Origin of the sequence: Citrobacter sp. S-77 (assembly GCF_963864895.1) — a bacterium.
GTDB lineage: Bacteria > Pseudomonadota > Gammaproteobacteria > Enterobacterales > Enterobacteriaceae > Citrobacter > Citrobacter murliniae.
This window is the reverse complement of the sequence record NZ_CAWLWU010000002.1, coordinates 4132215-4157029: the sequence shown is the minus strand read 5'-3', so window position 1 is coordinate 4157029 and position 24815 is coordinate 4132215. Positions and strand designations below refer to the sequence as shown.

Sequence of the window (24815 nt, the reverse complement as noted above, 5' to 3'; positions counted from 1 at the left end):
ACGCGAATGATTTTGTCTTTCGCTTATTTTTTAGCCAGCTCCTGGTTCAGTGTCCAGAGTTCCCGGCGTTCTTCGCTGCTTAAACCGTGTGTGCGCTCACGAGCTATCAACTCTTCCTGGCGCAGTTCAAGCATCGAATCAAACATATGGTTGAGTGAGTCGGTGAAGGTTTTTTCTGCGATATCTTTATCTGCTATATCGTCCCACATCGACAGTTTTTCAAGGGTTGCAGCATCATTTGTGCCGCGATAGTGCTCTAAAAGTTGTCCGGTGGTCAGACCTGGCTGAGACAGACAAGTGTTGACCAGTTCTCTAAATAAGCCAAGTCCGGGTAGCTTATTTTGGTCCAGGGCGCCTAACGGCGGAACCAGCGGTGCTAAGTCCGGGTTTTGCACCAGTAACCCTATCAGTATACGCATGGTAGTGCGTTTTAGCTGTGGAACAGGGCGGGAAGCCCCATTTTCTGCCAGTTTTGGCATTAAACGTTCAAGCTGGCTGTCATCCAGAATGCCGAGCTTGTTCCCTAACTCCTGCCGCAGATAAATACGCAGCGTTTCGCCTGGAACCTGAGTGATCAGCGGCAGTGCTAAAGTGCTTAGCTGTGCACGTCCATCCGGAGTACTCAAATCCACCTGGGGCAGCAGGCTGTTAAATAAAAACGCGGAGAGCGGTAAGGCCTGCTCCATCCGGGTTTCAAATGCCTCTTTCCCTTCTTTACGCACCAGCGTATCGGGATCTTCGCCATCAGGTAAAAACATAAAGCGCAGCTGACGTCCGTCTGTCATATAAGGCAGTGCGGTTTCCAGCGCGCGCCAGGCAGCATCGCGTCCGGCACGGTCTCCGTCGTAACAGCAAATGACGTTGTTCGTCGCACGGAACAGCAGTTGAATGTGATCGGCGGTGGTTGACGTCCCAAGGGATGCCACGGCGTAGTTAATGCCGAATTGTGCCAGCGCGACCACATCCATATAGCCTTCAACCACTAACAGGCGCTGTGGATCGGCGTTATCCTGTTGGGCTTCATAAAGGCCATACAACTGGCGACCTTTATGGAAAATATCGGTTTCCGGGGAGTTCAGGTACTTCGGCAGGGCATCGCCCAGCACGCGTCCACCAAAACCAATCACCCGACCACGTTTGTCGCGGATGGGGAACATAACCCGTTCACGGAAACGATCGTAACTGCGTCCCTGATCGTTGGTGACCAACATACCCGCGTCGATCAGCGATTTGCGATTTTCAGGATTACCGCCAAACCGTTTCAGGACGTTGTCCCAGCCGGGGGGCGCAAAACCAATAGCAAAACGGGTGATCACGTCGCTACTGAGTCCTCGCTTTTCCAGATACTGGCGCGCAGGTGTAGCGGCGGGTTGCATCAGAGACTGTTGATAAAACGTGTTCAGGCCATCCATCAATTGATAAAGACTTTGCCGTTGATGGCGCTCTATCTGACTGGGGCCACTGCCTGCTTCATAAGGCACTTCGAGGTTGTGCATTGCGGCAAGTTCTTCGACGGTTTCCACAAACTCGAGCTTGTCGTAGTTCATGAGAAAATCGACGGCGTTGCCATGCGCGCCACATCCAAAGCAGTGATAAAACTGTTTTTCACCGTTTACGGTGAAAGAGGGGGTTTTTTCGTTATGGAACGGACAGCACGCATGATAATTTTTGCCCTGCTTTTTCAGCTTCACCCGCGCATCGATCAGATCGACAATGTCGGTTCTTGCTAGCAGATCATTAATAAAAACACGTGGAATTCGTCCAGCCATAAGCCCCGTTATTTCTGATGACTATAAACGAAAATAAGCCGCGCATTCCTTTCGGAAGCACGGCCTTACAACTACAACTCGGTCTGAATTGAGAGACTTAGCTCTCAGAAGACTTAGTACAGACGAGTGCGGCGTGCGTTTTCGCGAGCCAGTTTCTTCGCGTGACGTTTCACAGCAGAAGCTTTAGCGCGCTTACGTTCGGTAGTCGGTTTTTCATAGAACTCACGACGACGAACTTCCGCCAGAACACCTGCTTTCTCGCAGGAACGCTTGAAGCGACGCAGTGCTACGTCGAACGGCTCGTTTTCACGTACTTTAATTACCGGCATGTAACTCTCACCTTTAATAAATTCGGTTTGCCGCTGGCATCAACGCCAGCTTATTTCAAAATGGTGCGGAATTTTACTGCAATTGCTGCTGCTTTGTAAAGCACCGACACGATATTGAAAGGGACTTTTATAAGGGTGAGGAGTATACACGACGCTTCTTCCTGGGGCGAACAAAGTTTTACATCAACCCGCATTCGACCTACACTGCGCGGTATTAGAGCGAGGTAAAACAAGACATGCGTGTACTGGGAATTGAAACATCCTGTGATGAAACCGGCATCGCCATTTACGACGATGAAAAAGGTCTTTTAGCCAACCAATTGTATAGTCAGGTGAAATTGCACGCTGACTACGGTGGTGTTGTGCCTGAACTGGCCTCGCGCGATCACGTGCGTAAAACTGTGCCGCTGATTCAGGCTGCGTTAAAAGAAGCGAACCTGACGGCAAAAGATATTGATGCGGTGGCCTATACTGCAGGCCCAGGTCTGGTTGGCGCGCTGCTGGTTGGGGCAACGGTTGGGCGCTCGCTGGCGTTCGCATGGAACGTGCCTGCAATTCCTGTTCACCATATGGAAGGCCATCTGCTGGCACCGATGCTGGAAGATAATCCGCCGGAATTCCCTTTTGTAGCACTGCTGGTTTCCGGTGGACACACACAACTGATTAGCGTTACTGGTATTGGCCAGTATGAACTGCTGGGCGAATCGATTGATGATGCCGCAGGCGAAGCGTTCGATAAAACGGCCAAGCTGTTGGGGCTGGATTATCCTGGCGGCCCGATGCTCTCTAAGCTGGCATCGCAAGGCGTGGAAAAGCGCTTTGTCTTCCCGCGCCCGATGACCGATCGTCCGGGACTGGATTTCAGCTTCTCCGGTCTGAAGACCTTTGCCGCGAACACCATCCGTAATAACGAAAATGACGATCAGACTCGCGCGGATATCGCTCGTGCCTTTGAAGATGCAGTAGTCGATACGCTGATGATCAAGTGCAAACGCGCGTTGGATCAAACCGGTTTTAAACGTCTGGTGATGGCGGGTGGAGTGAGTGCGAACCGTACTCTGCGTGCGAAACTGGCGGAGATGATGCAAAAACGCCGTGGTGAAGTGTTCTATGCGCGCCCGGAATTTTGTACTGATAACGGGGCGATGATCGCCTATGCCGGCATGGTGCGTTTTAAAGCCGGTGCTACGGCAGACCTTGGCGTAACGGTGCGCCCACGCTGGCCGCTGGCGGAATTACCGGCAGCATAAGTTGATATAGTGCCGGATAGCAGTATCCGGCCTACAGATTCCGTAGGCCCGGTAAGCACAGGTTACCGGGCAAGAAAACTACTCCCGCAGCATCCCTTTTTCTTCCAGAAATGTGATTATTTTTTCCAGACCCGCGCCCGTTTTTAAATTAGTAAACGTCCACGGACGCTCGCCGCGCATGCGCATAGTGTCGCGCTCCATAACTGCCAGTGAGGCTCCGACGTAAGGGGCGAGATCGGTTTTGTTGATCACCAGAAAATCAGATTTAGTGATCCCTGGCCCGCCTTTACGTGGGATCTTTTCGCCTTCGGCGACGTCGATCACGTAGATCGTCAGATCCGCTAATTCCGGGCTGAAGGTTGCGCTCAGGTTGTCGCCGCCGCTTTCCACAAAGATCAGCTCCAGATTGCCAAACTTTTTGCTCAGCGCTTCCACCGCAGCCAGATTCATCGAAGCATCTTCACGGATCGCCGTATGTGGACAGCCGCCGGTTTCCACTCCCACAATTCTTTCCGGCTCCAGCGCCCCCGCTTCGGTGAGAATGCGCTGATCTTCTTTGGTGTAAATATCGTTGGTCACCACAGCCAGTTGGTATGTGTTGCGCATGGCTTTGCATAATGCCTCCAGCAACGCCGTTTTACCGGAACCGACCGGACCACCCACGCCAACGCGCAGGGGATGTTTGTATTCACTCATTTTTTCTCCTCAGGAGCGGAATAATCGGCAATATTGGTTTTCATGTCGGGCAGAGGCGATAGCGGCCAGCGGTGTTGCGGATCCCAGTCCGTCATCAGGACATGTCAGTGCCTGATCCAGGCCCTGCGCATATCGATCGCAAAGCAAAAGAATCAATCGCTGCGCCGCCTGTTGCCCAAAGGGAACCAGTTTGACCCCGGCCATGACGGCGCTCTCGATCCAGCTGTAGCCGAAACTCAGAGCGAGACTGATCAGAGGGATTTTCCAGCGCACGCCCAGCCAGGCCAAACCGCAAAGCTGGCTGTCGGCGAAGATCGCGCGCCATTCCTGGGCGCAATCCGGTTCCCAGTCGACCACCAGGCGTGCGAAGGCTGCACCTCTGCTGCGTTCTTCCTCACGCAGTTCTCGGGTTTCCCGACAGGCCTGCAGATATGCCGTCCAGCGGCGGGCAGTACTGATATCATCCAGCTCACAGGCATGGTAAAGGCGGGCCAGCAGTGGTAAATCGACGGAAAAAAAGTTCTGTTCCATCTGTTGGATTTGCCACTGCGCGAAGGTTTCGGTATCTGTTACCCAGCCGATTTCCACCGCCCACTCCAGACCCTGGGACCAGGTAAACGATCCCACCGGTAAGCTACTGCTGGCGAGCTGCATCAGGCGCAGCTGTTGGGTTTCACGCATCAGTGTGCATGACTGTGATGGTGCCCGTGGGACTCGCTGGCATACGCGCCCGCTTCCGGCTCAAAGGGCAGGTGGGCAAACGTGACCTGTAGATCGAACTGGCGCAGCATGTCATCCAGCACATGATCGTGGTGATAGCGCAGTTCATCGGGCAGAATTTGCAGCGGTACGTGACGGTTTCCCAGGTGATAACAGGCTTTAGCGAGCAGGAACGGATTGGCGCAGTGCACGACGGAGACTGCTTCGTTTGCTGCGATAATTTCTACCACTTCTGTACCTTCTGCCGTGCTCAGACGATCACCCCCGCGTAACAACAGACCACGTGGCAGCAGTAAACCCGCCTCACGCCCGTCGTTCAGCCGCACTTTCGCGCGGCTTTTGACGCGAACATCGATGGGCAGCGTCAGCGTGGCGGTTACAGCGGCAGAGGTTTCAATACGTTGCGTCAGAAACAGCATCTCGACTCCTTAAAATAAAAAGTAACGTTGCGCCATCGGCAGCACGTCTGCCGGTTCGCTGGTAATTAATTCACCGTCGATGCGTACCTCATAGGTCTGGGCATCGACGGTAATATTGGGTTGCAGACAGTTGTGGATCATGTCGGCTTTTTTTACCGTCCGGCAGCCTTTTGCCACCGCGATAGCGCTTTGCAAATTGAGCTGCTGTGGGATGTTATGTGTAGCAGCAGCTTGCGAAATAAACGTCAGGCGGCTGTGATGGCGTGCTGCGCCGAGTGCCCCGAACATCATGCGGTAATGCACCGGCTGTGGAGTGGGAATCGAGGCGTTGATATCGCCCATCGGCGCGCAGGCAATCATGCCCCCCTTAATGATCGTGGCGGGCTTCACGCCAAAAAATGCGGGTGACCAGAGCACCAGATCCGCCAGTTTTCCGACCGCTATCGAGCCAACCTCATGGGCGATGCCGTGTGTCAGCGCCGGGTTGATGGTGTATTTGGCGATATAACGTTTAACACGCTGGTTATCGTTGTTGCTGGTCTCTTCCGCCAGCGCGCCGCGCTGGATCTTCATCCGGTGGGCTACCTGCCAGGTTCGCAGGATCACTTCCCCGACACGTCCCATCGCCTGGGAATCTGATGACGTCAGAGAAAACGCGCCAATGTCATGCAGGACGTCTTCGGCAGCGATCGTTTCCCGGCGAATGCGTGACTCGGCAAACGCCACGTCTTCGGCAATATCCGGGTCGAGGTGATGGCAGACCATCAACATGTCCAGATGTTCATCGATCGTATTGACGGTATAAGGCAGCGTCGGGTTGGTGGAAGAGGGTAAAATATTGGCATATGCGCAAGCAGTGATGATATCCGGTGCATGCCCGCCGCCAGCACCTTCAGTGTGGAAGGTATGAATAGTGCGATCGCCGATCGCTGCCAGTGTATCTTCGACGAAGCCGGACTCATTCAACGTATCGCTGTGTAGCGCGACCTGAATGTCCATCTCTTCGGCCACGCTTAACGCACAGTCGATCGCTGCAGGTGTTGCACCCCAGTCCTCATGGATCTTCAGACCGATCGCACCTGCCATTACCTGTTCGCGTAGAGCATCAGGACTCGAGCCGTTGCCTTTGCCCAGAAGACCAATATTGACCGGTAGCGTGTCTGCCGCCTGTAACATTCGGGCGATATACCACGGACCTGGCGTGCAGGTTGTCGCATGGGTCCCGGCAGCAGGACCTGTGCCGCCACCGATCATTGTTGTCACGCCGGAGACCAGCGCCTCTTCTGCCTGTTGTGGGCAGATCCAGTGAATATGGGTATCCACGCCGCCTGCGGTGACGATCTTTCCTTCACCGGCTATCGCTTCCGTCCCTACACCGATCGGGATCGTGACATCGGGCTGTATATCCGGGTTGCCCGCTTTGCCTATAGCGACGATCCTGCCCTCTTTTATGCCGATATCTGCTTTGACGATCCCCCAGTGATCGATGATCAACGCGTTAGTGATCACCAGGTCCACGCACGCCTGAGCGTTCATTTGCCCCTGGCCCATACCATCGCGGATCACCTTTCCACCGCCGAATTTGACCTCCTCACCGTAAGTGGTGAGATCGTTTTCTACTTCGATCCACAGTTCGGTATCTGCCAGACGGACTTTGTCACCAGTGGTGGGGCCAAACATGTCGGCGTAGGCCTGCCGGGATAGATCACTCATTGCCTGCCTCCAGCGCGCCCATCACGTCGCCGCGAAAACCAAAGATCCGCTGTGCACCCGCCACGCGAACCAGTTCGACTTCCCGCTTTTGACCAGGCTCGAAACGTACTGCTGTACCTGCAGGAATATTCAGACGAAAACCTAATGCTTTTGGACGATCAAAACGCAGCGCCGGATTGACCTCATAAAAGTGATAATGCGATCCGACCTGAACGGGGCGATCGCCATGGTTCTCCACCACGATCGTGCGGGTTTCTCTTCCTGCGTTGATGACGATATTTCCCGCCAGAATTTTATATTCACCAGGGATCATGACCGCTCCTTATATGATCGGGTTGTGAACGGTGACCAGCTTCGAACCGTCCGGGAAGGTGGCTTCAACCTGAATGTCCGGGATCATTTCCGGCACCCCCTCCATCACCTGATCGCGGGTCAGAACGTGGCGACCGTCTTCCATCAGTGATGCAACGGTTTTGCCGTCACGCGCACCTTCCATGATGAAGGCGCTAATCAACGCTACCGATTCCGGGTAATTGAGCTTCAGTCCGCGGGCCAGGCGGCGCTCCGCCACCAGCGCAGCAGTAAAGAGCAACAACTTGTCTTTTTCTCTGGGAGTCAGTTCCATAGTGGTTCTCTTATGTTTGCCAGATTCGGGGTAGTACAGGGGGTTTTTGAGTCAGCAGCGGGCGCAGAAACTGCCAGAGGTTGCGCATTACGCGCTGAACGACCAGGTTGTCATTGGCGAGAACGCGTACCGTCAACAATGAGTCGACCACCGTTGCCCCGGTATAATCACCGAGAGGCGCAAGCCGTTCGCGAATGCCATCCAACATGTTTTCTGTGGCCGGATAGCACAGCAGCGTGCCAACCCAGGGCTGACAGGCAAGGGCATTCAGTTCACCGTTTTGAATATGTAGCCGTTCTATCAGCAACGGCAAACCCTCTCGCCACACCTCCAGACGGCTGTGTAGCGAGCCGTGGTTGAAGGCTTCCTGCATCACCGGTCGCCCCAGACAGTAGAGATCCCAGGCCAGCAGACGGCTGTTACTGGCAAGATGAAACGCGGACTGAAGGTTCGCGTGTGCGCCGGGAAAGAGGATCGTATCCTGCGGGAGCCATTCCAGCGTGCTTTGCGGAGCGAGTGTAAAATCCTGGCGCAGTACAGCCAGTGGACCCGAACTGCGATAAAACTTCCCTGCACCGGGCATGGTGATTAACGCGTGGCTTTTGTTATCCAGAGCGACGGAGATATGTAACTCATCGCCTCCGACAATCCCGCCGGGCGGATGAAGTAAATAGAGGTGGCACACGTCTTCTTCCGGGTAGAACGGGCGTTGTACCGTTAGTGGACCAACATGGCGAGCTGAAGCGAGCACTGTTTTGTGCGCGGAACGGGTGAACCGCAGGTCCAGTTCAGCCTGCCAGCCCCGTGTGAGTGTCTCGTGCGCCGCGGTGTCCAGAGCGTTTCCCTTATCAACGTGAGGATGTGTGCATACCAAAAAGTATGCCTCAGCGCACAGGTAAACGGTCATACAAGAAGCTTATGGAAAAAAGGGGCGGCATCATGTCGCCCCAACGAGGTTTACAGCAAAACGAGAGGCATCCAGACCAGACCGGTTATCACCAACAGAACCAGGAAGATCAGGCCGAAAATTGCGCCCAGCCGCCAGTAATCAACCGTTGGTAAATAGCCGCTGCCGTAATAGATCGGGCTTGGACCTGTTGCGTATGGTGTAAGAATACTGCCCAGACCAATTGCAGCCCCTACCATCAGGCAGAATACCGGCAGCGGGATTGCCGGCATTGCCAGTGCGGCAGCAATCATCATTGGAGCCAGTGCGGAGGTATAAGCTGTGGCACTGGCAAAGAAGTAGCGCAGCAGGTAAAACACCACGATCAGTGCCACCATTACCATGATGGGCGAGTAACCGCTTAGTCCGTTCGCCAGTAATTTACCAAACCAGGTAATAAAGCCGGTGTTATTTAGCCCGGTCGCCAGGGTAATCAGTGAGGCCAGCCAGAAAAAGACGTTCCATGCTGCTTTATTACTGACAATGTCATCCCAGGATATGATACGTAGCACCAGCATCAGTGCGACGACGCTGTAACCGACCATTGCGGCATCGATATAATCGCCGCCAAAGATCCACAGCACCAGTGCCCCGACCATCAGTACCAGCATTTTCTTTTCTCGCGAGCAGAGGGGGCCCATCGCGTTAAGTTCCGACTCTGCCCAGAGAGGAACCTGATTGCCTGATTTTAGCACCGGTGGGTACAGCACATACGCCAGCCATGGCACTAACAACACCAGTAAAATGCTCAGCGGCAGCATACCTAAGAACCAGTCGCCCCAGCTTAGTGCGGTATGAGAAGCGCCTTTCATCAGGCCAATCAGCAGCAGGTTTGGCGCCATTGCCGTTAAGAAAATGGCGCTGGTGACGCAGTCAGCGACGATTCCCATCCACATAATATAGGAGCCAATAGAGCGAGAACTAGAATCATTCGGCTGTGAATTATACAGCGGCGGCAGGTTACGAATAATCGGATAGATAATTCCTGCACCACGCGCAGAGTTGGAAGGGGTGACGGGGGCGAGGATCAGCTCAGAAAACATCACCGCATAGCCGAGAAACAGCGTGCGATGTCCCATCCTTTTCACCAGCCATAGCGCAATACGCCGACCCAGACCAGTTTTCTCATAACCGGTACCGAACATAAATGCGGCGAAAATCAGCCAGATAACCGAGTTTGAAAAACCAGAAACTGCCCACGACAATGATTTGGCGGTAAATTTAAAACCGTCCTGGGCAAGTTGTTCAGGGCTAAATAACAGCCATGGCGAAAGTACAGCGATGATCGAGATCCCGATCATTGCCACCACAGCGCCTGGTACAGGTTCCAGAATGAGTCCCACAATCACACCGGTAAAGACGGCAAAATAGAGCCAGGTATGACTCTCAAGACCAGTGGGAACGGGCAGAACAGCAATAATGGCGATGACCACCAGCGGAGCCAGGTATCGCCACCAACCAGCTAAAGGTGCCATTGTTGTATCCCTGCGAAAAGAGGAGAGGCATCACGCCTCTCCGGGAGGGTTATTTGATGTAGTGCACGTGCTCGCAGATCTCGTCCACGATAGGGTCGCGACGTTCAGCGAACAGCTTTTTGTTTTCAGCGATCAGGTTGTTACCGTGGGTATCGATGGAGACAATCAGCGGACCGAATTCTTTTACCCGACAAACCCATAGCGATTCCGGCATCCCAAGCTCTGTCCAGTGCACTTCTTCGATCTCTTCAACCTGCGTTGCGGCAACTACCGCACACCCTGCGGGGAAGATCACATGCAGCGCTTTAAACTGCTTACATCCTTCTTCAGTCAACGGCCCCATGCCACCTTTACCGACGACCAGTTTCACGCCAGTTTGCTCAATGAACTCTTTCTCAAAGGCCTCCATACGCATGCTGGTGGTTGGACCGACGGAGACCATCTCCCATTTTTCCCCGTTCTTACGCACGATAGGCCCGGCGTGGAAGATCGCTTTACCGTTGAGGTCGAAAGGAATAGGACGTTTAAGCTCGATCAGGCGGCGATGACATACGTCACGGCAGGTGACCAGCGTACCGGTAAGGTAAATCACATCGCCAACGCGAATATCTTCCAGGTCTTCGGCTTTGATCGGGGTTGTCAGGATCTTTTTCATAACGCGCTCCGGGTGTGAGACAGATTTTCGAAGGAGAGATCGGCATGAACCAGCAGCGTGCCGCGACGATGCGCCCAGCAGCCGGTAGAAACGGCGACACCAATCGTCGATGGATGACGTGCAGCGGATTCAATATGTACACCCATGACGGAACTATTGCCGGTTAGCCCCTGTGGACCAATCCCCAGACGGTTAAGTCCCTCTTCCAGACGCAGTTCCAGCTCAGCGGCTTTTGGATTTGGGTGGCGTGTTCCAATAGGACGCAGAACGGCCTTACGTGAGAGCACGGCAGCGGTTTCCACGGAAGTGGCGATACCAACGCCTACCAGCACTGGCGGGCAGGCGTTTACCGCCAGTGTTGAAATGTTTTCGAAGACAAATTTCACCACGCCTTCATAACCTTCGGAGGGCATTAACACTTTGGAACGTCCTGGTAACGTACAGCCTCCACCTGCCATATAGACTTCGATTTCAGCATCATCACCGTCAGGGATGATGTCCCAGGTCACCCACGGCACGCCGGTACCGGTATTTTTCCCGGTATTTACTTCGTCAAAAATCTCTACTGCGTTATGGCGCAGCGGTGCTTTTACCGTGGCATCTTCAACGGCCTGCTTAAGAATGCTTTGCAGTTCACCCAGGAGAGGAAAACGTGAACCGACCTTCACAAAGAACATGATCTCACCGGTGTCCTGACACGCCGGGCGATTCAGGTCGATAGCTTTTTGCATGTTATCGAACATGGTGTGATAGATAATTTTGCCCATGGGCGAGGTTTCGCCTTCCCGTAGCTGTTTTAATTTATCCACAACGTCATCGGGCATCCGGGTAGAAATCATGGCGGTAAAATCAGCGACAATGTTAGTCAACGTCTTTATCGCATTTTGGTTATTTTGATTGCTCATCATGTCAACTCCAGTTCTTTTATTTATCTGGAAATAAATTCTCCGCCACAAACTACCACTAAAAATGTGGTTTTATATTTTTTGCTGCTGTGAATATCTAATTAACAGTTCGTGAATGATGTCAAAATAAGGCGCTGAAAATTGCGCAAGGGCAGGGTTTAATTTGTTGCGGGGAATTACACTGCGACTAACACTATCCACGGATATTCAGAACATGCTGAACACTTATCCCTTAGCCAAAGACCTGCAGGTACTGGTGGACATTGTTCATACTGGAAGCTTTAGCGCTGCCGCCGCGACGCTGGGGCAAACACCTGCGTTTGTGACGAAACGCATTCAGATCCTTGAGCAAACGTTGGGGACTACACTGCTGAGCCGCTCTGCTCGGGGTGTGGCACTAACGGAAAGTGGGCAGCGATGTTATGAACATGCGCTGGAGATCCTCGCCCGTTATCAGCACCTGGTGGATGACGTCACACGAATCAAAACACGCCCGGAAGGGATGATCCGTATCGGCTGTAGTTTTGGGTTTGGGCGTAGTTATATCGCCCCGGCTATTACCGAATTAATGCACAGTTATCCCGAATTACAGGTACATTTTGAGCTTTACGATCGGCAAATTGATTTAGCTCAGGATAATATCGATCTGGATATTCGTATTAATGATGAAATCCCAGACTATTATATTGCGCATTTGTTAACGAAAAATAAAAGAATATTGTGTGCAGCACCGATGTATTTACATAAATACGGTCAGCCGATGACGCTACAGGAATTAAGCCACCATGATTGCCTGGTGACTAAAGAACGCGATATGACGCATGGGATATGGGAACTTAATAATGGGCAGGAGAAAAAATCGGTTAAGGTCGCAGGGCATCTGTCTTCTAACAGCGGTGAGATTGTGTTGCAGTGGGCGCTGCAAGGAAAGGGAATTATGTTGCGCTCCGAGTGGGATGTTCTGCCATTCCTGAAAAGCGGCGAGCTGGTACGTGTGCTACCGGATTATGCGCAAAGCGCCAATATTTGGGCGGTATATCGGGAGCCGTTATACCGTAGCACCAAGCTAAGAGTGTGTGTGGAGTTTCTGGCGACATGGTGTCAGCACCGATTGGGTAAACCTGGTGAAGGATATCAGGTTCCTTAGGCCGGATAAGACGCGCTAGCCTCGCCATCCGGCAGCAATTACTCGGGATCTTTTTCGCGTTTTTTCTTTAACTTGGTCCAGATTTTCGGTTCCTGACGACGCCACAGACGCTGGATATTGTCATGATGGCGCAGCAGAATTAAGCACGACAACATAGAGACCGGGAAAGTGAACTGGGGTTTGAACCACCAGACATAAAACGGGGCAATCAGGGCGCTGACGATAGCCCCTAACGAAGAATAGCCGCTCAATAATACGGTTAGCAGCCACGTTCCCGCCATTACGCCAGTAAGGTCCCAGCCTATTGGCGCTATCGCACCAAACGCAGTGGCTACGCCTTTACCGCCTTTAAAGCCAAAGAATACCGGCCAAATGTGGCCCAGACAGGCGGCGATAGCGATCAATCCCAACCAGAAGGGACTGACGCCTAGCGCATATGCGCCCCACACGGGTAACATACCCTTCAGGACGTCGAAAATCAGCACGGCTACGGCTGCTCCCTTGCCACCTATACGCAACACGTTTGTTGCGCCGGGGTTACCGGAGCCGCTGTCGCGTGGGTCGGGTAAACCCGCGAGGCGGCAGACCAGAATGGCACTGGAAATTGAGCCGCAGAGGTACGCGAAGATGATCATTCCAGGCGCGATTGCACTCATAAGCTGTTCCGTTTTGAAAATGTCGTGTAAAACGCTACTTCTGTGGATAATACGCATATTTCGCCGGAAGTGGTATCCGGGTTAGCCAAAAAGCAGGCAGGTCGTGATGGATATTGTATTTATAGAGCAACTTTCGGTAATCACCACTATCGGTGTTTACGACTGGGAACAAACCATCGAACAAAAACTGGTGTTCGATATCGAAATGGCGTGGGATAACCGCAAATCGGCCAAAAGCGACGATGTTGCTGATTGTCTAAGCTATGCTGATATAGCTCAAACCGTTGTCAGCCACGTGGAAGGCGGGCGATTTGCGCTGGTCGAACGTGTGGCAGAAGAAGTGGCGGAGTTGCTATTGAGTCGTTTTAATTCTCCATGGGTGCGTATCAAACTCAGTAAACCTGGGGCGGTGGCACGCGCGGCAAACGTTGGGGTGATCATTGAGCGTGGCAATACTCTGAAAGAAAATAATTAACTTAATAATATATAAACCAAACGTGTATAAAAGGGTCTTAAAGCAGGCTCTTTTTTTATTGTCCGTTTTTTTTTATTTAGGGGTTTATTGATGAGCGATATGCACTCGCTGCTGGTGGCGGCCATTTTGGGTGTGGTTGAGGGGCTGACGGAGTTTTTACCTGTCTCCAGTACAGGCCATATGATTATTGTTGGTCATCTGCTGGGGTTTGAAGGTGATACCGCAAAAACATTTGAGGTGGTGATCCAACTGGGATCTATTCTGGCAGTTGTGGTGATGTTCTGGCGGCGTTTGTTTGGCCTGATTGGCATCCATTTCGGCAAAACCCCGCATGAAGGCACTGGCAAAGGACGTCTGACGTTGGGACATATTTTGCTGGGGATGATTCCGGCAGTCGTGTTGGGATTAGTGTTCCACGACATGATTAAGTCGCTGTTTAACCCAATTAACGTTATGTACGCACTGGTGGTCGGCGGTTTGTTGTTGATTGCTGCAGAATGCCTGAAACCCAAGGAACCGCGAGCACCGGGGTTGGATGATATGACTTATCGTCAGGCATTTATGATCGGTTGTTTCCAGTGTCTGGCTCTGTGGCCGGGCTTTTCGCGTTCTGGTGCGACTATCTCTGGTGGGATGCTGATGGGGGTGAGTCGTTATGCCGCATCTGAATTTTCGTTCCTGCTGGCAGTACCGATGATGATGGGCGCAACGGCGCTGGATCTCTACAAAAGCTGGTCGTTCCTGACGACAGCTGATATTCCTATGTTTGCTGTGGGTTTCGTGACGGCTTTTGTCGTGGCGCTGGTGGCGATCAAAACCTTCCTGCAATTGATTAAACGTATTTCGTTCATTCCGTTTGCGATTTACCGCTTTATTGTGGCTGCCGCTGTTTACGTTGTGTTCTTCTGAGTTTGCCATGGTGCCGGATGGTGACGCTTACGCGTCTTATCCGGCCACGCCTGCTGGGTAAGCGCTGAACGCTGCGTCAGTTATTACGTTTTCGGGCAACGTTGCTCTTTCCAGGCCGCTACTGCGGCAATGCGACGTCGGGTCAACTCCTCGCGAATTGCCGGTCCTTTAAATCCTGCTTCGACGACATCTTTTGTAGGAACTGCCTGCGCTGTCAGCCAGGCTTCGCGCAGCCAGCGGCCTTGCGGGTAATCTACCGCTTCGAAACCGGTTCGACCACGCACATCGGCCTCACTGGTCAGAGCGATTTGTTCCACACGATGTGGTTTACGCCAGGCATCGATGGAATCGAATAGCTTAACGATGGTTTTCGGCTGCAGTATCGGGAAGGTATGAATAAGATCGTGAAACTCGGCCACCAGTTTGGCTAAATCACGAATGTCATTTGGTACGCGCAAACGCTGGCACAATTGCTCTACCAGCTTAACACCTGCCGGGCCATGGCCGTGATGGCGAGGCCAGAGTGAGGGCGGTGTGAGTGATTTACCAAGATCATGACAAAGTGTGGCGAAACGCACGTCAACTTCCTGGCTCAGCATGGCGGCCATCGACAGTGTCATTAGGGTGTGTATTCCGGTATCGATTTCTGGATGCCATTTTGCCGGTGCCGGTACGCCAAACAGAGCGTCTATTTCAGGAAACAGTACGCGTAAGGCACCGCAATCGCGAAGCACCTGGAAAAAGACCTGCGGATTGCGGGTGGTTAAGGCACTCTCAGTTTCTTTCCACACACGTTCTGGCGTAAGGTGCTCCAGTTCCCCTGCGTGGGTCATCTCCCGCATCAGCGCCATCGTTTCGTCGGCGATACGAAAACTAAGATGCGCATAGCGGGCAGCAAAGCGCGCCACACGCAGCACACGCAGCGGATCTTCGCTAAAGGCTGGAGAAACATGGCGCAACAGGCGGTTTTCGAGATCGCTACGTCCGTTATACGGGTCGATAATTTCCCCGTCATCGTCGCGAGCCAGGGCGTTTATCGTCAGGTCTCGTCGTTGGAGATCAGCTTCCAGCGTCACGTCTGAAGCGGCATAACAGGTAAACCCGGTATAGCCTGAGCCTGATTTTCTTTCGGTACGCGCCAGCGCATACTCTTCACGAGTTTTCGGATGGAGAAAAACAGGAAAATCGCGGCCTACCTGCTGGTAGCCCGCGTCAAGCATCTCTTGTGGCGTGGTACCGACAACAACCCAGTCTTTATCTTTAATCGGTAGCCCTAATAACGCATCCCGAACAGCACCACCGACCAGATAAATCTTCACGCCACTTTCCTTTTGAAAAAGTTAATCCCTTAATAATATGTCAGTGTGGCAGAGAAGGCGATTCAGTTCATCCAGCGATCTTTGCGTTTACGTGTTGGGATCATATGTGGCAGCACCAGACCGAGCAGCAGACCGAGTCCTAGCACGCCGCCGCCATACATAAACCACTGCATGATGATGGTACGCTGCTTGTCATCAAGCTGAAGGTTGGCTGCGCTGACTTTCTTTTGTGCCACAATAAGCTCGTTCTTCAGCTTCTGGTTTTCTGCTTTCAATCCATCGATCACGCTGTCGCTTTGCGCCACTTTTTGTTGCATATCGGCGGTGCGCTGATTCCAGGTGGTATCGATATTAGTGAGCTTATCGGTCAGAACTTTAACCTGATTTTCTAAGTCCGGGACGCGGGTGCGCAGGCTTGGCGTACTGTTCAGCTCTTTCAGTGGGATCCAGGCGGTACGCCCGGTACTGTCTTTGACCTGCGCGTAGTTGGTGCTGGCGTCGGTCTGTAATAGCGTAACTTCCTCGCCGGCGTTAACCGTACCCACGAGGCGATAGTTATCTCCTGGACCACTGCGGACCCAGGTGTTCAGTTCGTCAGAAACATAGCGCTTTTCTTCGGCATGGGAGACGGCAGTGGCGCTAAGTGCGAGTAAAGTTAATCCAATCAGGCGTAATTTTGGCATCAGGCTGTCGTTGTTGTCATAGAAAGTGGAACGATAGTAGTGGCAACAGTGTCTCTACGCAAAGCATTAGACATCAATCGGAATCATCTGTGTCCTTTTTGCCACCACTCGAAACTTTTACGCCCGTCAAATTGTCCGTTGCATGGCAATTTGGCGCAAAATACTATCTACTGACAATTAAGAAAGCACTTAGTTCGCAGTCTGTCTTCTCAACTGTGACATAACCCATAAGTACAAGATCATGGCCCAGGAAATCGAATTAAAGTTTATCGTCAATAGTGATGCCGTAGATGCGCTACGTGAACATCTGAATACGCTGGGGGGAGAGCACCATGCGCCCAGCCAGTTACTGAATATTTATTACGAAACACCGGATGCGTGGCTGCGTGCTCACGATATGGGGCTGCGTATTCGCGGTGAGAATGGTTGTTATGAAATGACCATGAAAATTGCCGGAAGAGTGACGGGCGGCCTGCATCAGCGACCGGAATATAACATTGCGCTGAGTGAGCCAGTGCTGGATCTCGCACAGTTTCCTGTGGAAGTCTGGCCCAATGGCGAGCTGCCAGCCGATCTCGCTTCCCAGGTACAACCGCTGTTTAGCACCGATTTTTACCGTGAGAAATGGCGCCTTGATGTTGACGGTAGCCAGATTGAAATCGCCCTTGACCTTGGGGACGTGAAGGCGGGAGAGTTCGCTGAGCCTATCTGTGAGCTGGAACTTGAGCTCTTAAGCGGCGATACCCGTGCAGTGCTGAAGCTGGCGAACCAACTGGTTTCGCAAACGGGTTTACGCCAGGGCAGCCTGAGTAAGGCGGCACGCGGTTATCATTTGGCTCAAGGAAATGCGCCACGCGAACTCAAACCCACGAGCATTCTGAAAGTGCCTGCGAAGGCGAGCATTGAACAAGGGTTGGAAGCTGCGCTGGAGCTGGCGCTGTCACAATGGCAGTACCATGAAGAGTTGTGGGTTCGCGGTGTCAAAGGGGCGAAAGCCGAGGTGCTGGCGGCTATGGGGTTGGTTCGTCACATCCTGATGCTGTTTGGCGGTAATGTTCCGCGTAAAGCGAGCGCTCACTTACGTGATTTACTGACCCAGTCGGAAGCGACCATTGCCTCGGAAGTTTCTGCTGTTTCAGCGGTGTATAGTACGCAAACGGCGATGGCAAAACTGGCGCTTACCGAATGGTTAGTGACCAAAGCGTGGCAACCGTTTCTGGATGCTAAGGCGCAGGGCAAAATTACCGATTCCTTCAAGCGTTTTTCCGATACCCATCTTTCACGTCATGCGGCTGAGTTGAAAACTGTTTTTGGTCAGCCGTTGGGCGATCAATATACCGATCAGATCCCGCGTCTGAGCCGCAACATTGATAGCGTTCTGATGCTGGCGGGATACTACGACGAACATGTCGCGTCGGAATGGATTGCCAACTGGCAGGGTTTACTTCATGCCATCAAAACCCGTCAACATATTGAAATTGAACACTTCCGCAATGAAGCGATCTCTCAGGAACCGTTCTGGCTGCATAGCGGAAAACGTTAATCAGAGCCGAAGCAGGGATGCCTGGTGGCGCTCTACTTATTCGGCCTACGCGATAGGTGCATGTATCATGTAGTCCGGATAAGGCGAAACATAGCCATCCGGCATCATTGAAAGGATAAGCCTTAAATGAAGCAGCTCTCTTCACCATTACAGCAGTACTGGCCGACCGTTGTTGAGCGTTTGCCAACAGCACTTCCTGAGGCATCGCTGAGTATTCAGGCGAAGTCAGTACTTACATTCAGCGATTTTGTCCGCGATAGCATTATTGCTCATCCTGAGTGGCTAAAGGAGCTGGAAAGCGCGCCAGTCCAGGCTGATGAATGGCAGCACTATGCCGCCTGGTTACAGCGCGCGCTGTCAGACGTACACGATGAAACGGCGTTAATGCGCGAGCTTCGACTGTTCCGTCGTCGCATCATGGTGCGTATTGCCTGGGCACAGACGCTGTCGCTGGTGGCTGAAGAGAGTATTTTGCAACAGTTAAGTCATCTGGCGGAGACGTTGATTATCGCAGCGCGTGACTGGCTGTATGACGCCTGCTGTCGAGAGTGGGGAACACCCTGTAATTCGGACGGCGTTGCGCAACCGCTGTTGATTTTAGGCATGGGGAAACTGGGCGGGGGCGAGCTGAATTTTTCCTCTGATATCGACCTGATTTTTGCCTGGCCGGAACATGGATCTACGCAGGGCGGGCGGCGTGAACTGGATAACGCGCAGTTTTTCACCCGTATGGGACAGCGCCTCATCAAAGTGTTGGATCAACCAACGATGGATGGTTTTGTCTATCGGGTGGACATGCGTTTACGTCCGTTTGGCGACAGTGGTCCGCTGGTACTGAGTTTCTCTGCGCTGGAAGATTACTACCAGGAGCAGGGGCGTGACTGGGAACGTTACGCGATGGTTAAAGCGCGTATTATGGGGGATGCTGACGGCACCTACGTCAGCGAGCTTCGCGCTATGCTGCGGCCTTTTGTTTTCCGTCGCTACATCGATTTCAGCGTGATTCAATCTCTGCGTAACATGAAAGGGATGATTGCCCGTGAAGTCCGCCGGCGCGGCCTGAAGGACAACATAAAGCTGGGGGCGGGCGGCATTCGTGAAATCGAATTTATCGTTCAGGTATTCCAGCTCATTCGCGGCGGGCGCGAACCCTCGCTGCAATCCCGCTCGTTACTCCCTACGCTTAGTGCGATCAATGCACTGCATCTGCTGTCTAATAATGATGCGGAACACCTGCGAACCGCCTATCTCTTTTTACGTCGTCTGGAAAATCTGCTGCAGAGCATCAATGACGAACAGACCCAGACGCTGCCGGGTGATGAGCTAAATAGGGCCCGCCTGGCATGGGGTATGGGGGCGGATGACTGGCAGCAGTTAACCGATACGTTGGCAATACATATGGGCAACGTGCGTCGGGTATTTAACGAATTAATTGGCGATGATGAAACTGATACACAGGAAGAGTCGCTGTCGGAACAGTGGCGTGAACTTTGGCAGGACGCGTTGCAGGAAGATGACACCACACCAGTGCTGACGCATCTGGCGGATGACGATCGTCGCCGCGTGCTGGCTCTTATTGCGGATTTTCGCAAAGAGCTGGATAAACGTACGATTGGCCCACGGGGGCGACAGGTGTTGGATCATTTGATGCCGCACCTGCTGAGCGATGTCTGTTCCCGCGATGATGCTTCCGTACCGTTGTCGCGTATTACCCCGCTACTGGTGGGCATTGTCACCCGCACCACCTATCTGGAGCTGCTGAGTGAATTCCCTGGCGCGCTGAAGCATTTGATTTCGTTATGTGCCGCCTCGCCGATGGTGGCCAGCCAGCTGGCGCGGTATCCGTTGCTGCTTGACGAGCTGCTTGACCCTAATACCTTGTACCAACCAACCGCAACCGACGCTTATCGTGACGAGTTACGCCAGTATTTACTGCGTGTGCCGGAAGATGATGAAGAACAGCAACTGGAAGCGCTGCGTCAGTTTAAGCAAACGCAACTGCTGCGTATCGCAGCGGCTGATATCGCTGGTACGCTACCGGTGATGAAAGTGAGTGACCATCTGACCTGGCTGGCGGAAGCCATTATTGATGCCGTGGTGCAGCAGGCCTGGATGCAAATGGTCGCCCGTTATGGGCAACCAACCCATCTTGGCGATCGCGATGGTCGTGGTTTTGCCGTTGTCGGTTATGGCAAGCTGGGTGGCTGGGAGCTGGGTTACAGCTCCGATCTGGATTTGATCTTCCTGCATGATTGCCCGATGGATGTGATGACTGACGGTGAACGTGAGATTGACGGTCGGCAGTTTTATCTGCGTTTGTCGCAGCGCATTATGCATCTTTTCAGCACCCGTACTTCTTCCGGCATTTTGTATGAAGTGGATGCTCGGCTGCGCCCATCCGGTGCTGCAGGAATGCTGGTAACATCCACCGAAGCCTTCGCCGATTATCAGCGCAACGAAGCCTGGACGTGGGAGCATCAGGCACTGGTACGCGCTCGTGTGGTTTATGGCGACCCGCAATTGACCTCTCAGTTTGACGCGGTGCGCCGCGATATCATGACACTCGCTCGCGACGGGAAAACTTTACAGACTGACGTGCGCGAAATGCGTGAGAAAATGCGTGCACATTTGGGCAATAAACATCGCGATCGTTTTGATATCAAAGCCGATGAAGGTGGGATCACCGATATTGAGTTTATTACGCAATATCTGGTGTTGCGCTATGCCCATGAAAAACCGAAGTTGACGCGCTGGTCGGATAATGTGCGCATTCTGGAATTACTGGCGCAGAACGACATTATGGATGAGCAGGAAGCACTGGCGCTTACCCGCGCCTACACGACGTTGCGTGATGAGCTTCACCACCTTGCTCTGCAGGAGCTTCCGGGACATGTCGCGCTGGAGTGCTTTAGTGCAGAGCGCTCACTGGTTCGGAGTAGCTGGCAGAAGTGGCTGGTTGCTGAGTGAAGTGTGCTATTATCGCGCGCAAATTTTAAGACCCTCAGAGAATCTCTCAGGAGACAGGAATGAAAGTAACGCTGCCAGAGTTTGAACGTGCAGGAGTCATGGTTGTCGGTGATGTGATGCTGGATCGCTACTGGTACGGGCCTACCAGCCGTATTTCGCCAGAAGCGCCGGTGCCGGTGGTCAAAGTGGATACCATTGAAGAACGTCCAGGCGGCGCGGCAAACGTGGCGATGAACATTGCCTCTCTGGGAGCGAATTCTCGTCTGGTTGGGCTGACCGGTATTGATGATGCGGCTCGTGCGCTGAGTAAAACGCTGGCTGATGTGAACGTGAAATGTGACTTTGTTTCCGTGCCGACGCATCCGACAATCACTAAACTACGCGTACTTTCCCGCAACCAACAGCTGATTCGCCTGGACTTTGAGGAAGGCTTTGAAGGTGTGGATCCGCAGCCGCTGCATGAACGTATTAACCAGGCTCTGGGTTCAATTGGTGCTCTGGTACTTTCTGATTACGCCAAAGGCGCTCTGGCCAGCGTACAGCAGATGATTGCACTGGCGCGTAATGCTGGCGTTCCGGTGCTTATTGATCCGAAAGGCACTGATTTTGAGCGCTATCGTGGTGCGACGCTGCTGACGCCGAACCTGTCTGAGTTTGAAGCTGTTGCCGGTAAGTGCAAAAGCGAAGACGACCTCGTTGAACGTGGTATGAAGGTGATTGCTGATTTCGACCTTTCCGCACTGCTGATAACGCGCTCTGAGCAGGGCATGACCTTGTTGCAGCCGGGTAAAGCACCGCTGCATATGCCAACCCAGGCACAGGAAGTGTATGACGTTACCGGTGCGGGGGATACGGTTATCGGCGTGCTGGCGGCAACGCTTGCAGCAGGTAACACGCTGGAGGAAGCATGCTATTTTGCTAATGCCGCAGCGGGTGTTGTCGTTGGTAAGCTTGGGACATCAACCGTTTCACCGATTGAGCTGGAAAACGCCGTGCGTGGTCGGGCGGAGACCGGTTTTGGCGTGATGAGTGAAACAGAATTGAAACAAGCCGTAGCCAGCGCCCGTAAGCGTGGTGAGAAAGTGGTGATGACCAACGGTGTGTTTGACATCCTGCACGCAGGCCATGTCTCTTATCTGGCGAATGCGCGTAAGCTTGGCGATCGTCTGATCGTTGCGGTGAACAGCGATGCTTCCACCAAACGTCTGAAAGGCGAAACCCGTCCGGTCAACCCGCTCGAACAGCGAATGATCGTGCTGGGTGCGCTGGAATCCGTCGACTGGGTGGTCTCTTTTGAAGAAGATACTCCGCAACGCCTGATTGCTGGCATTCTGCCGGATCTGCTGGTGAAAGGCGGTGATTATAAGCCAGACGAGATTGCGGGCAGTGAAGAGGTGTGGGCTAACGGTGGTGAAGTTCTGGTGCTGAACTTCGAAGACGGTTGCTCAACAACAAATATTATCAAAAAGATCCAGAAAGACAGCGATAAGTGATGAATGCCGGAAATGCGCCGAACTTTTCGTTGCGGTGCGCTTCCTCCTGTTGACGCTGCTGTTTTTTCAACCTGAGTGCAGGAATAAGGGTGAGAGGGGATTTTTCCCCCTCTGATTGACTGTTAATGAGCCTGGAAACTTATCAGTAACAGCACAACCAGTATGATGGCTCGCTTCATCATAACCCTTTCCCTATTAAAGCCCCTTGCTGACAAGGCGATTGTTGGTGTGCGTCTATGCGGCGCAAGGGCTTCCTCGTCTCACTTTTCTATTGCTGGATCGGTTACGCAAAACAGAGATTTTCCTGGAGAACTGTTCGTGATCTTAATACCGTCGTTGGACTTCATTGGCTCAACGATTATCCCCTCACAGATTTTGTAGAAAAGTGTGAAGCAAGGCCTTTAATGTGCGCACTTAATGCACAGAACAGCTTCGCATATAGGTAAATACTGAGATCAGAAAAAGCATATAGCCTTAACAGATATTCAATAACTGGAGGGTATGCTCATGAACAGCAATATGTATTCACTGAACAATTTTGATTTCCTGGCCCGGAGTTTTGCCAGGATGCAGGCTGAGGGCCACGCTGTTGATATCCAGGCTGTGACTGGAAACATGGATGAGGAACATCGCAGCTGGTTTTGCAAACGCTACGCACTTTATTGCCAGCAGGCCAGAGAGGCGAAGAAATTAGAGCTGGAACACTAACAGATCAACGGGCCTTGCGGCCCGTTGCCATTTTTACTCTTGTGGATCGACTGGCGGGATCGCCGGAGCAGGCTTAACTTCGGCCGGTTTTTCACGTGCTTCCAGCTCAGTAAGACGTTGCTCAAGCAGCGCCAGCTTTTCACGGGTGCGTAATAAAACCTGGGTTTGTACGTCAAATTCTTCGCGGCTAACCAGATCCAGACGCGTCAGCTGTGACTGCAGTGTTTGGCGGATTTTCTTCTCGACGTCTTCCCCAAACTCGCGGATCCCTTTCGGCATCGACTCGTGAACCTGACGAGCAATCTGCTCAATTTTTTTCGGGTCAATCATGGTGGTTTCCCTGAACTGGTACGTGTTGCTGCCTATTGTAGTGCGATATGGCACAGGCATAAACCAGAATTGTGTGAAGCTAAGTCGAGTAAAGGCGTTGATGACAGTAATCAATAGCGTTATAGTTAACCCGCTTATTCTCAGGGCGGGGCGAAATTCCCCACCGGCGGTAAATCAACTGATGTTGAAAGCCCGCGAGCGCTTTGAGTGCAAACTCAAAGGTCAGCAGATCCGGTGTAATTCCGGGGCCGACGGTTAGAGTCCGGATGGGAGAGAGTAACGATCCAGCCGGGCATGGACCCGCTCACGTTATTTTTTTGCCGCTTAAACGGTACTCCTAAGACTGCCCTGATTCTGGTAACCATAATTTTAGTGAGGTTTTTTTACCATGAATCAGACGCTACTTTCCTCTTTTGGTACGCCTTTCGAACGTGTTGAACATGCGCTGTCTGCGCTGCGTGAAGGACGCGGTGTAATGGTGCTTGACGATGAAGACCGTGAAAACGAAGGCGATATGATTTTCCCGGCAGAAACCATGACCGTTGAACAGATGGCGCTGACCATCCGTCACGGCAGTGGTATTGTCTGCCTGTGCATCACTGAAGACCGCCGTAAACAGCTCGATCTGCCTATGATGGTGGAAAATAACACCAGTGCTTACGGTACTGGTTTTACTGTGACTATCGAAGCTGCAGAAGGCGTAACTACCGGTGTTTCCGCTGCTGACCGTGTCACCACGGTTCGCGCTGCGATTAAGGATGGTGCGAAACCTTCTGATCTGAACCGTCCGGGACACGTTTTCCCGCTGCGCGCTCAGGCAGGCGGTGTGTTAACGCGTGGTGGTCATACTGAAGCCACCATTGATCTGATGACGCTGGCAGGTTTTAAACCGGCTGGTGTGTTGTGTGAATTGACCAATGATGATGGCACCATGGCGCGTGCGCCAGAGTGCATCGAATTTGCAGGCAAGCACAATATGGCAGTTGTCACTATCGAAGATTTAGTGGCTTACCGTCAGGCGCACGAGCGTAAAGCCAGCTGAGTTTTTGGCCATGCCTGTCGTGGCGATGCATAAAAAAACAC

Annotated in this window: 26 protein-coding genes and 1 riboswitch; of the genes, 9 read left to right on the top strand and 17 right to left on the bottom strand. The window is 52.7% G+C overall.

The annotated features are described in order from the left end of the window. Positions 1 to 23: 23 nt before the first annotated feature. Both dnaG and rpsU read right to left on the bottom strand, forming a co-directional pair. A complete protein-coding gene (gene dnaG, locus AACS05_RS20310; RefSeq protein ID WP_045447725.1) occupies positions 24 to 1769 on the bottom strand; it encodes a DNA primase in 1746 nt (581 codons plus the stop codon). A gap of 113 nt (positions 1770 to 1882) precedes the next feature. Beyond that, positions 1883 to 2098: a 30S ribosomal protein S21 gene (gene rpsU / locus AACS05_RS20305; RefSeq protein ID WP_001144069.1), complete on the bottom strand. Its 216-nt coding sequence runs from the start codon at positions 2096 to 2098 to the stop codon at positions 1883 to 1885. Between the two features lie 236 nt (positions 2099 to 2334). On the opposite strand from rpsU, the gene tsaD reads away from it, so the two are divergent. Further along, positions 2335 to 3348 carry a tRNA (adenosine(37)-N6)-threonylcarbamoyltransferase complex transferase subunit TsaD gene (gene tsaD, locus AACS05_RS20300; protein WP_045447717.1) on the top strand — a complete coding sequence of 338 codons (1014 nt, stop codon included), beginning with the start codon at positions 2335 to 2337 and terminating at the stop codon, positions 3346 to 3348. Positions 3349 to 3426: 78 nt separating this feature from the next. Here the strand turns inward: tsaD and ureG are convergent, their stop codons facing one another. From ureG to ttdA, 10 genes are all read right to left on the bottom strand, one after another. Beyond that, complete coding sequence (gene ureG, locus AACS05_RS20295) at positions 3427 to 4044, bottom strand: urease accessory protein UreG (RefSeq protein ID WP_045447714.1); 618 nt, start codon at positions 4042 to 4044, stop codon at positions 3427 to 3429. A gap of 9 nt (positions 4045 to 4053) precedes the next feature. Then, positions 4054 to 4725, bottom strand: coding sequence for an urease accessory protein UreF (locus tag AACS05_RS20290; protein WP_045447711.1), 672 nt, complete (start codon positions 4723 to 4725; stop codon positions 4054 to 4056). Next, on the bottom strand, positions 4725 to 5183 hold the full coding sequence (gene ureE, locus AACS05_RS20285) for an urease accessory protein UreE (protein WP_045447708.1): 459 nt from the start codon (positions 5181 to 5183) through the stop codon (positions 4725 to 4727). The genes AACS05_RS20290 and ureE overlap by 1 nt, the downstream gene beginning before the upstream one ends. 9 nt (positions 5184 to 5192) lie before the next feature. Continuing rightward, entirely contained in the window at positions 5193 to 6896 is a 1704-nt protein-coding gene (ureC, locus tag AACS05_RS20280) for an urease subunit alpha (protein ID WP_045447695.1), read from the bottom strand. Beyond that, complete coding sequence (locus tag AACS05_RS20275) at positions 6889 to 7209, bottom strand: urease subunit beta (protein ID WP_045447692.1); 321 nt, start codon at positions 7207 to 7209, stop codon at positions 6889 to 6891. The genes ureC and AACS05_RS20275 overlap by 8 nt, the downstream gene beginning before the upstream one ends. 9 nt (positions 7210 to 7218) lie before the next feature. Beyond that, positions 7219 to 7521, bottom strand: a complete 303-nt coding sequence (locus tag AACS05_RS20270; protein WP_045447688.1) for an urease subunit gamma — start codon at positions 7519 to 7521, stop codon at positions 7219 to 7221. Positions 7522 to 7531: 10 nt separating this feature from the next. Then, positions 7532 to 8395, bottom strand: a complete 864-nt coding sequence (locus AACS05_RS20265) for an urease accessory protein UreD (RefSeq protein WP_223307014.1) — start codon at positions 8393 to 8395, stop codon at positions 7532 to 7534. 83 nt (positions 8396 to 8478) lie between these two features. After that, a complete protein-coding gene (locus AACS05_RS20260) occupies positions 8479 to 9942 on the bottom strand; it encodes an anion permease (protein ID WP_045447686.1) in 1464 nt (487 codons plus the stop codon). A gap of 49 nt (positions 9943 to 9991) precedes the next feature. After that, on the bottom strand, positions 9992 to 10597 hold the full coding sequence (gene ttdB / locus AACS05_RS20255) for a L(+)-tartrate dehydratase subunit beta (RefSeq protein WP_045447683.1): 606 nt from the start codon (positions 10595 to 10597) through the stop codon (positions 9992 to 9994). After that, a complete protein-coding gene (ttdA, locus tag AACS05_RS20250) occupies positions 10594 to 11505 on the bottom strand; it encodes a L(+)-tartrate dehydratase subunit alpha (RefSeq protein ID WP_370637214.1) in 912 nt (303 codons plus the stop codon). Before ttdA ends, ttdB begins: the two co-directional genes overlap by 4 nt. A gap of 211 nt (positions 11506 to 11716) precedes the next feature. Here ttdA and ttdR point away from each other — a divergent pair, with 211 nt between their 5' ends. Further along, a complete protein-coding gene (gene ttdR, locus AACS05_RS20245; protein WP_045447680.1) occupies positions 11717 to 12649 on the top strand; it encodes an L-tartrate utilization transcriptional activator TtdR in 933 nt (310 codons plus the stop codon). A 38-nt stretch (positions 12650 to 12687) separates the two neighbouring features. On the opposite strand, the gene plsY is transcribed toward ttdR, so the two are convergent. Then, on the bottom strand, positions 12688 to 13305 hold the full coding sequence (plsY, locus tag AACS05_RS20240) for a glycerol-3-phosphate 1-O-acyltransferase PlsY (protein ID WP_045449781.1): 618 nt from the start codon (positions 13303 to 13305) through the stop codon (positions 12688 to 12690). A gap of 106 nt (positions 13306 to 13411) precedes the next feature. Here plsY and folB point away from each other — a divergent pair, with 106 nt between their 5' ends. Then, on the top strand, positions 13412 to 13780 hold the full coding sequence (gene folB, locus AACS05_RS20235) for a bifunctional dihydroneopterin aldolase/7,8-dihydroneopterin epimerase (protein WP_045447677.1): 369 nt from the start codon (positions 13412 to 13414) through the stop codon (positions 13778 to 13780). A 90-nt stretch (positions 13781 to 13870) separates the two neighbouring features. Beyond that, the gene (bacA, locus tag AACS05_RS20230; protein ID WP_045447674.1) at positions 13871 to 14689 is read left to right on the top strand and encodes an undecaprenyl-diphosphate phosphatase; all 819 of its coding nucleotides are present in this window, start codon (positions 13871 to 13873) and stop codon (positions 14687 to 14689) included. Between the two features lie 83 nt (positions 14690 to 14772). On the opposite strand, the gene AACS05_RS20225 is transcribed toward bacA, so the two are convergent. Together AACS05_RS20225 and AACS05_RS20220 are read right to left on the bottom strand one after the other, a co-directional pair. Continuing rightward, the gene (locus tag AACS05_RS20225) at positions 14773 to 16008 is read right to left on the bottom strand and encodes a multifunctional CCA addition/repair protein (RefSeq protein WP_045447671.1); all 1236 of its coding nucleotides are present in this window, start codon (positions 16006 to 16008) and stop codon (positions 14773 to 14775) included. Between the two features lie 62 nt (positions 16009 to 16070). After that, a complete protein-coding gene (locus AACS05_RS20220; protein ID WP_045447669.1) occupies positions 16071 to 16691 on the bottom strand; it encodes a TIGR04211 family SH3 domain-containing protein in 621 nt (206 codons plus the stop codon). A gap of 241 nt (positions 16692 to 16932) precedes the next feature. Here AACS05_RS20220 and AACS05_RS20215 point away from each other — a divergent pair, with 241 nt between their 5' ends. The 3 genes from AACS05_RS20215 to hldE all read left to right on the top strand — a co-directional run bounded on the left by AACS05_RS20215 (position 16933) and on the right by hldE (position 22694). Beyond that, a complete protein-coding gene (locus tag AACS05_RS20215; RefSeq protein WP_045447667.1) occupies positions 16933 to 18234 on the top strand; it encodes a CYTH domain-containing protein in 1302 nt (433 codons plus the stop codon). Between the two features lie 126 nt (positions 18235 to 18360). Further along, a complete protein-coding gene (gene glnE / locus AACS05_RS20210) occupies positions 18361 to 21201 on the top strand; it encodes a bifunctional [glutamate--ammonia ligase]-adenylyl-L-tyrosine phosphorylase/[glutamate--ammonia-ligase] adenylyltransferase (RefSeq protein ID WP_045447664.1) in 2841 nt (946 codons plus the stop codon). 59 nt (positions 21202 to 21260) lie between these two features. Then, positions 21261 to 22694 (top strand): bifunctional D-glycero-beta-D-manno-heptose-7-phosphate kinase/D-glycero-beta-D-manno-heptose 1-phosphate adenylyltransferase HldE, encoded by a 1434-nt coding sequence (gene hldE / locus AACS05_RS20205; protein ID WP_045447661.1) that lies wholly within the window; start codon positions 21261 to 21263, stop codon positions 22692 to 22694. Positions 22695 to 22816: 122 nt separating this feature from the next. Here hldE and AACS05_RS25035 read toward each other — a convergent pair whose 3' ends face one another. After that, positions 22817 to 22876 carry a type I toxin-antitoxin system Ibs family toxin gene (locus AACS05_RS25035; protein ID WP_404842383.1) on the bottom strand — a complete coding sequence of 20 codons (60 nt, stop codon included), beginning with the start codon at positions 22874 to 22876 and terminating at the stop codon, positions 22817 to 22819. A 319-nt stretch (positions 22877 to 23195) separates the two neighbouring features. Here AACS05_RS25035 and glgS point away from each other — a divergent pair, with 319 nt between their 5' ends. Then, a complete protein-coding gene (gene glgS, locus AACS05_RS20200; protein ID WP_136345237.1) occupies positions 23196 to 23402 on the top strand; it encodes a cell surface composition regulator GlgS in 207 nt (68 codons plus the stop codon). Between the two features lie 33 nt (positions 23403 to 23435). Here the strand turns inward: glgS and ubiK are convergent, their stop codons facing one another. Beyond that, positions 23436 to 23732, bottom strand: a complete 297-nt coding sequence (ubiK, locus tag AACS05_RS20195) for a ubiquinone biosynthesis accessory factor UbiK (RefSeq protein ID WP_045447655.1) — start codon at positions 23730 to 23732, stop codon at positions 23436 to 23438. Positions 23733 to 23864: 132 nt separating this feature from the next. Next, a riboswitch (FMN riboswitch) is annotated at positions 23865 to 24014 on the top strand. Between the two features lie 106 nt (positions 24015 to 24120). Between ubiK and ribB the strand changes: the two genes are divergently transcribed. Next, a complete protein-coding gene (gene ribB, locus AACS05_RS20190) occupies positions 24121 to 24774 on the top strand; it encodes a 3,4-dihydroxy-2-butanone-4-phosphate synthase (protein WP_003828424.1) in 654 nt (217 codons plus the stop codon). Positions 24775 to 24815: the final 41 nt, after the last annotated feature.

Bases quoted from the DNA above. Each gene is read 5' to 3' on its own strand.
- bacA (WP_045447674.1), top strand. From the start codon at position 13,871: ATGAGCGATATGCACTCGCTGCTGGTGGCGGCCATTTTGGGTGTGGTT.
- folB (WP_045447677.1), top strand. From the start codon at position 13,412: ATGGATATTGTATTTATAGAGCAACTTTCGGTAATCACCACTATCGGT.
- glnE (WP_045447664.1), top strand. From the start codon at position 18,361: ATGAAGCAGCTCTCTTCACCATTACAGCAGTACTGGCCGACCGTTGTT.
- ttdB (WP_045447683.1), bottom strand. From the start codon at position 10,597: ATGAAAAAGATCCTGACAACCCCGATCAAAGCCGAAGACCTGGAAGAT.
- ribB (WP_003828424.1), top strand. From the start codon at position 24,121: ATGAATCAGACGCTACTTTCCTCTTTTGGTACGCCTTTCGAACGTGTT.
- glgS (WP_136345237.1), top strand. From the start codon at position 23,196: ATGCTCATGAACAGCAATATGTATTCACTGAACAATTTTGATTTCCTG.
- AACS05_RS20215 (WP_045447667.1), top strand. From the start codon at position 16,933: ATGGCCCAGGAAATCGAATTAAAGTTTATCGTCAATAGTGATGCCGTA.
- ttdA (WP_370637214.1), bottom strand. From the start codon at position 11,505: ATGATGAGCAATCAAAATAACCAAAATGCGATAAAGACGTTGACTAAC.
- rpsU (WP_001144069.1), bottom strand. From the start codon at position 2,098: ATGCCGGTAATTAAAGTACGTGAAAACGAGCCGTTCGACGTAGCACTG.
- ureE (WP_045447708.1), bottom strand. From the start codon at position 5,183: ATGCTGTTTCTGACGCAACGTATTGAAACCTCTGCCGCTGTAACCGCC.
- ubiK (WP_045447655.1), bottom strand. From the start codon at position 23,732: ATGATTGACCCGAAAAAAATTGAGCAGATTGCTCGTCAGGTTCACGAG.
- ureC (WP_045447695.1), bottom strand. From the start codon at position 6,896: ATGAGTGATCTATCCCGGCAGGCCTACGCCGACATGTTTGGCCCCACC.
- hldE (WP_045447661.1), top strand. From the start codon at position 21,261: ATGAAAGTAACGCTGCCAGAGTTTGAACGTGCAGGAGTCATGGTTGTC.
- plsY (WP_045449781.1), bottom strand. From the start codon at position 13,305: ATGAGTGCAATCGCGCCTGGAATGATCATCTTCGCGTACCTCTGCGGC.
- AACS05_RS20270 (WP_045447688.1), bottom strand. From the start codon at position 7,521: ATGGAACTGACTCCCAGAGAAAAAGACAAGTTGTTGCTCTTTACTGCT.
- ureG (WP_045447714.1), bottom strand. From the start codon at position 4,044: ATGAGTGAATACAAACATCCCCTGCGCGTTGGCGTGGGTGGTCCGGTC.
- AACS05_RS20275 (WP_045447692.1), bottom strand. From the start codon at position 7,209: ATGATCCCTGGTGAATATAAAATTCTGGCGGGAAATATCGTCATCAAC.
- AACS05_RS20290 (WP_045447711.1), bottom strand. From the start codon at position 4,725: ATGCGTGAAACCCAACAGCTGCGCCTGATGCAGCTCGCCAGCAGTAGC.
- dnaG (WP_045447725.1), bottom strand. From the start codon at position 1,769: ATGGCTGGACGAATTCCACGTGTTTTTATTAATGATCTGCTAGCAAGA.
- ttdR (WP_045447680.1), top strand. From the start codon at position 11,717: ATGCTGAACACTTATCCCTTAGCCAAAGACCTGCAGGTACTGGTGGAC.
- AACS05_RS20260 (WP_045447686.1), bottom strand. From the start codon at position 9,942: ATGGCACCTTTAGCTGGTTGGTGGCGATACCTGGCTCCGCTGGTGGTC.
- tsaD (WP_045447717.1), top strand. From the start codon at position 2,335: ATGCGTGTACTGGGAATTGAAACATCCTGTGATGAAACCGGCATCGCC.
- AACS05_RS20220 (WP_045447669.1), bottom strand. From the start codon at position 16,691: ATGCCAAAATTACGCCTGATTGGATTAACTTTACTCGCACTTAGCGCC.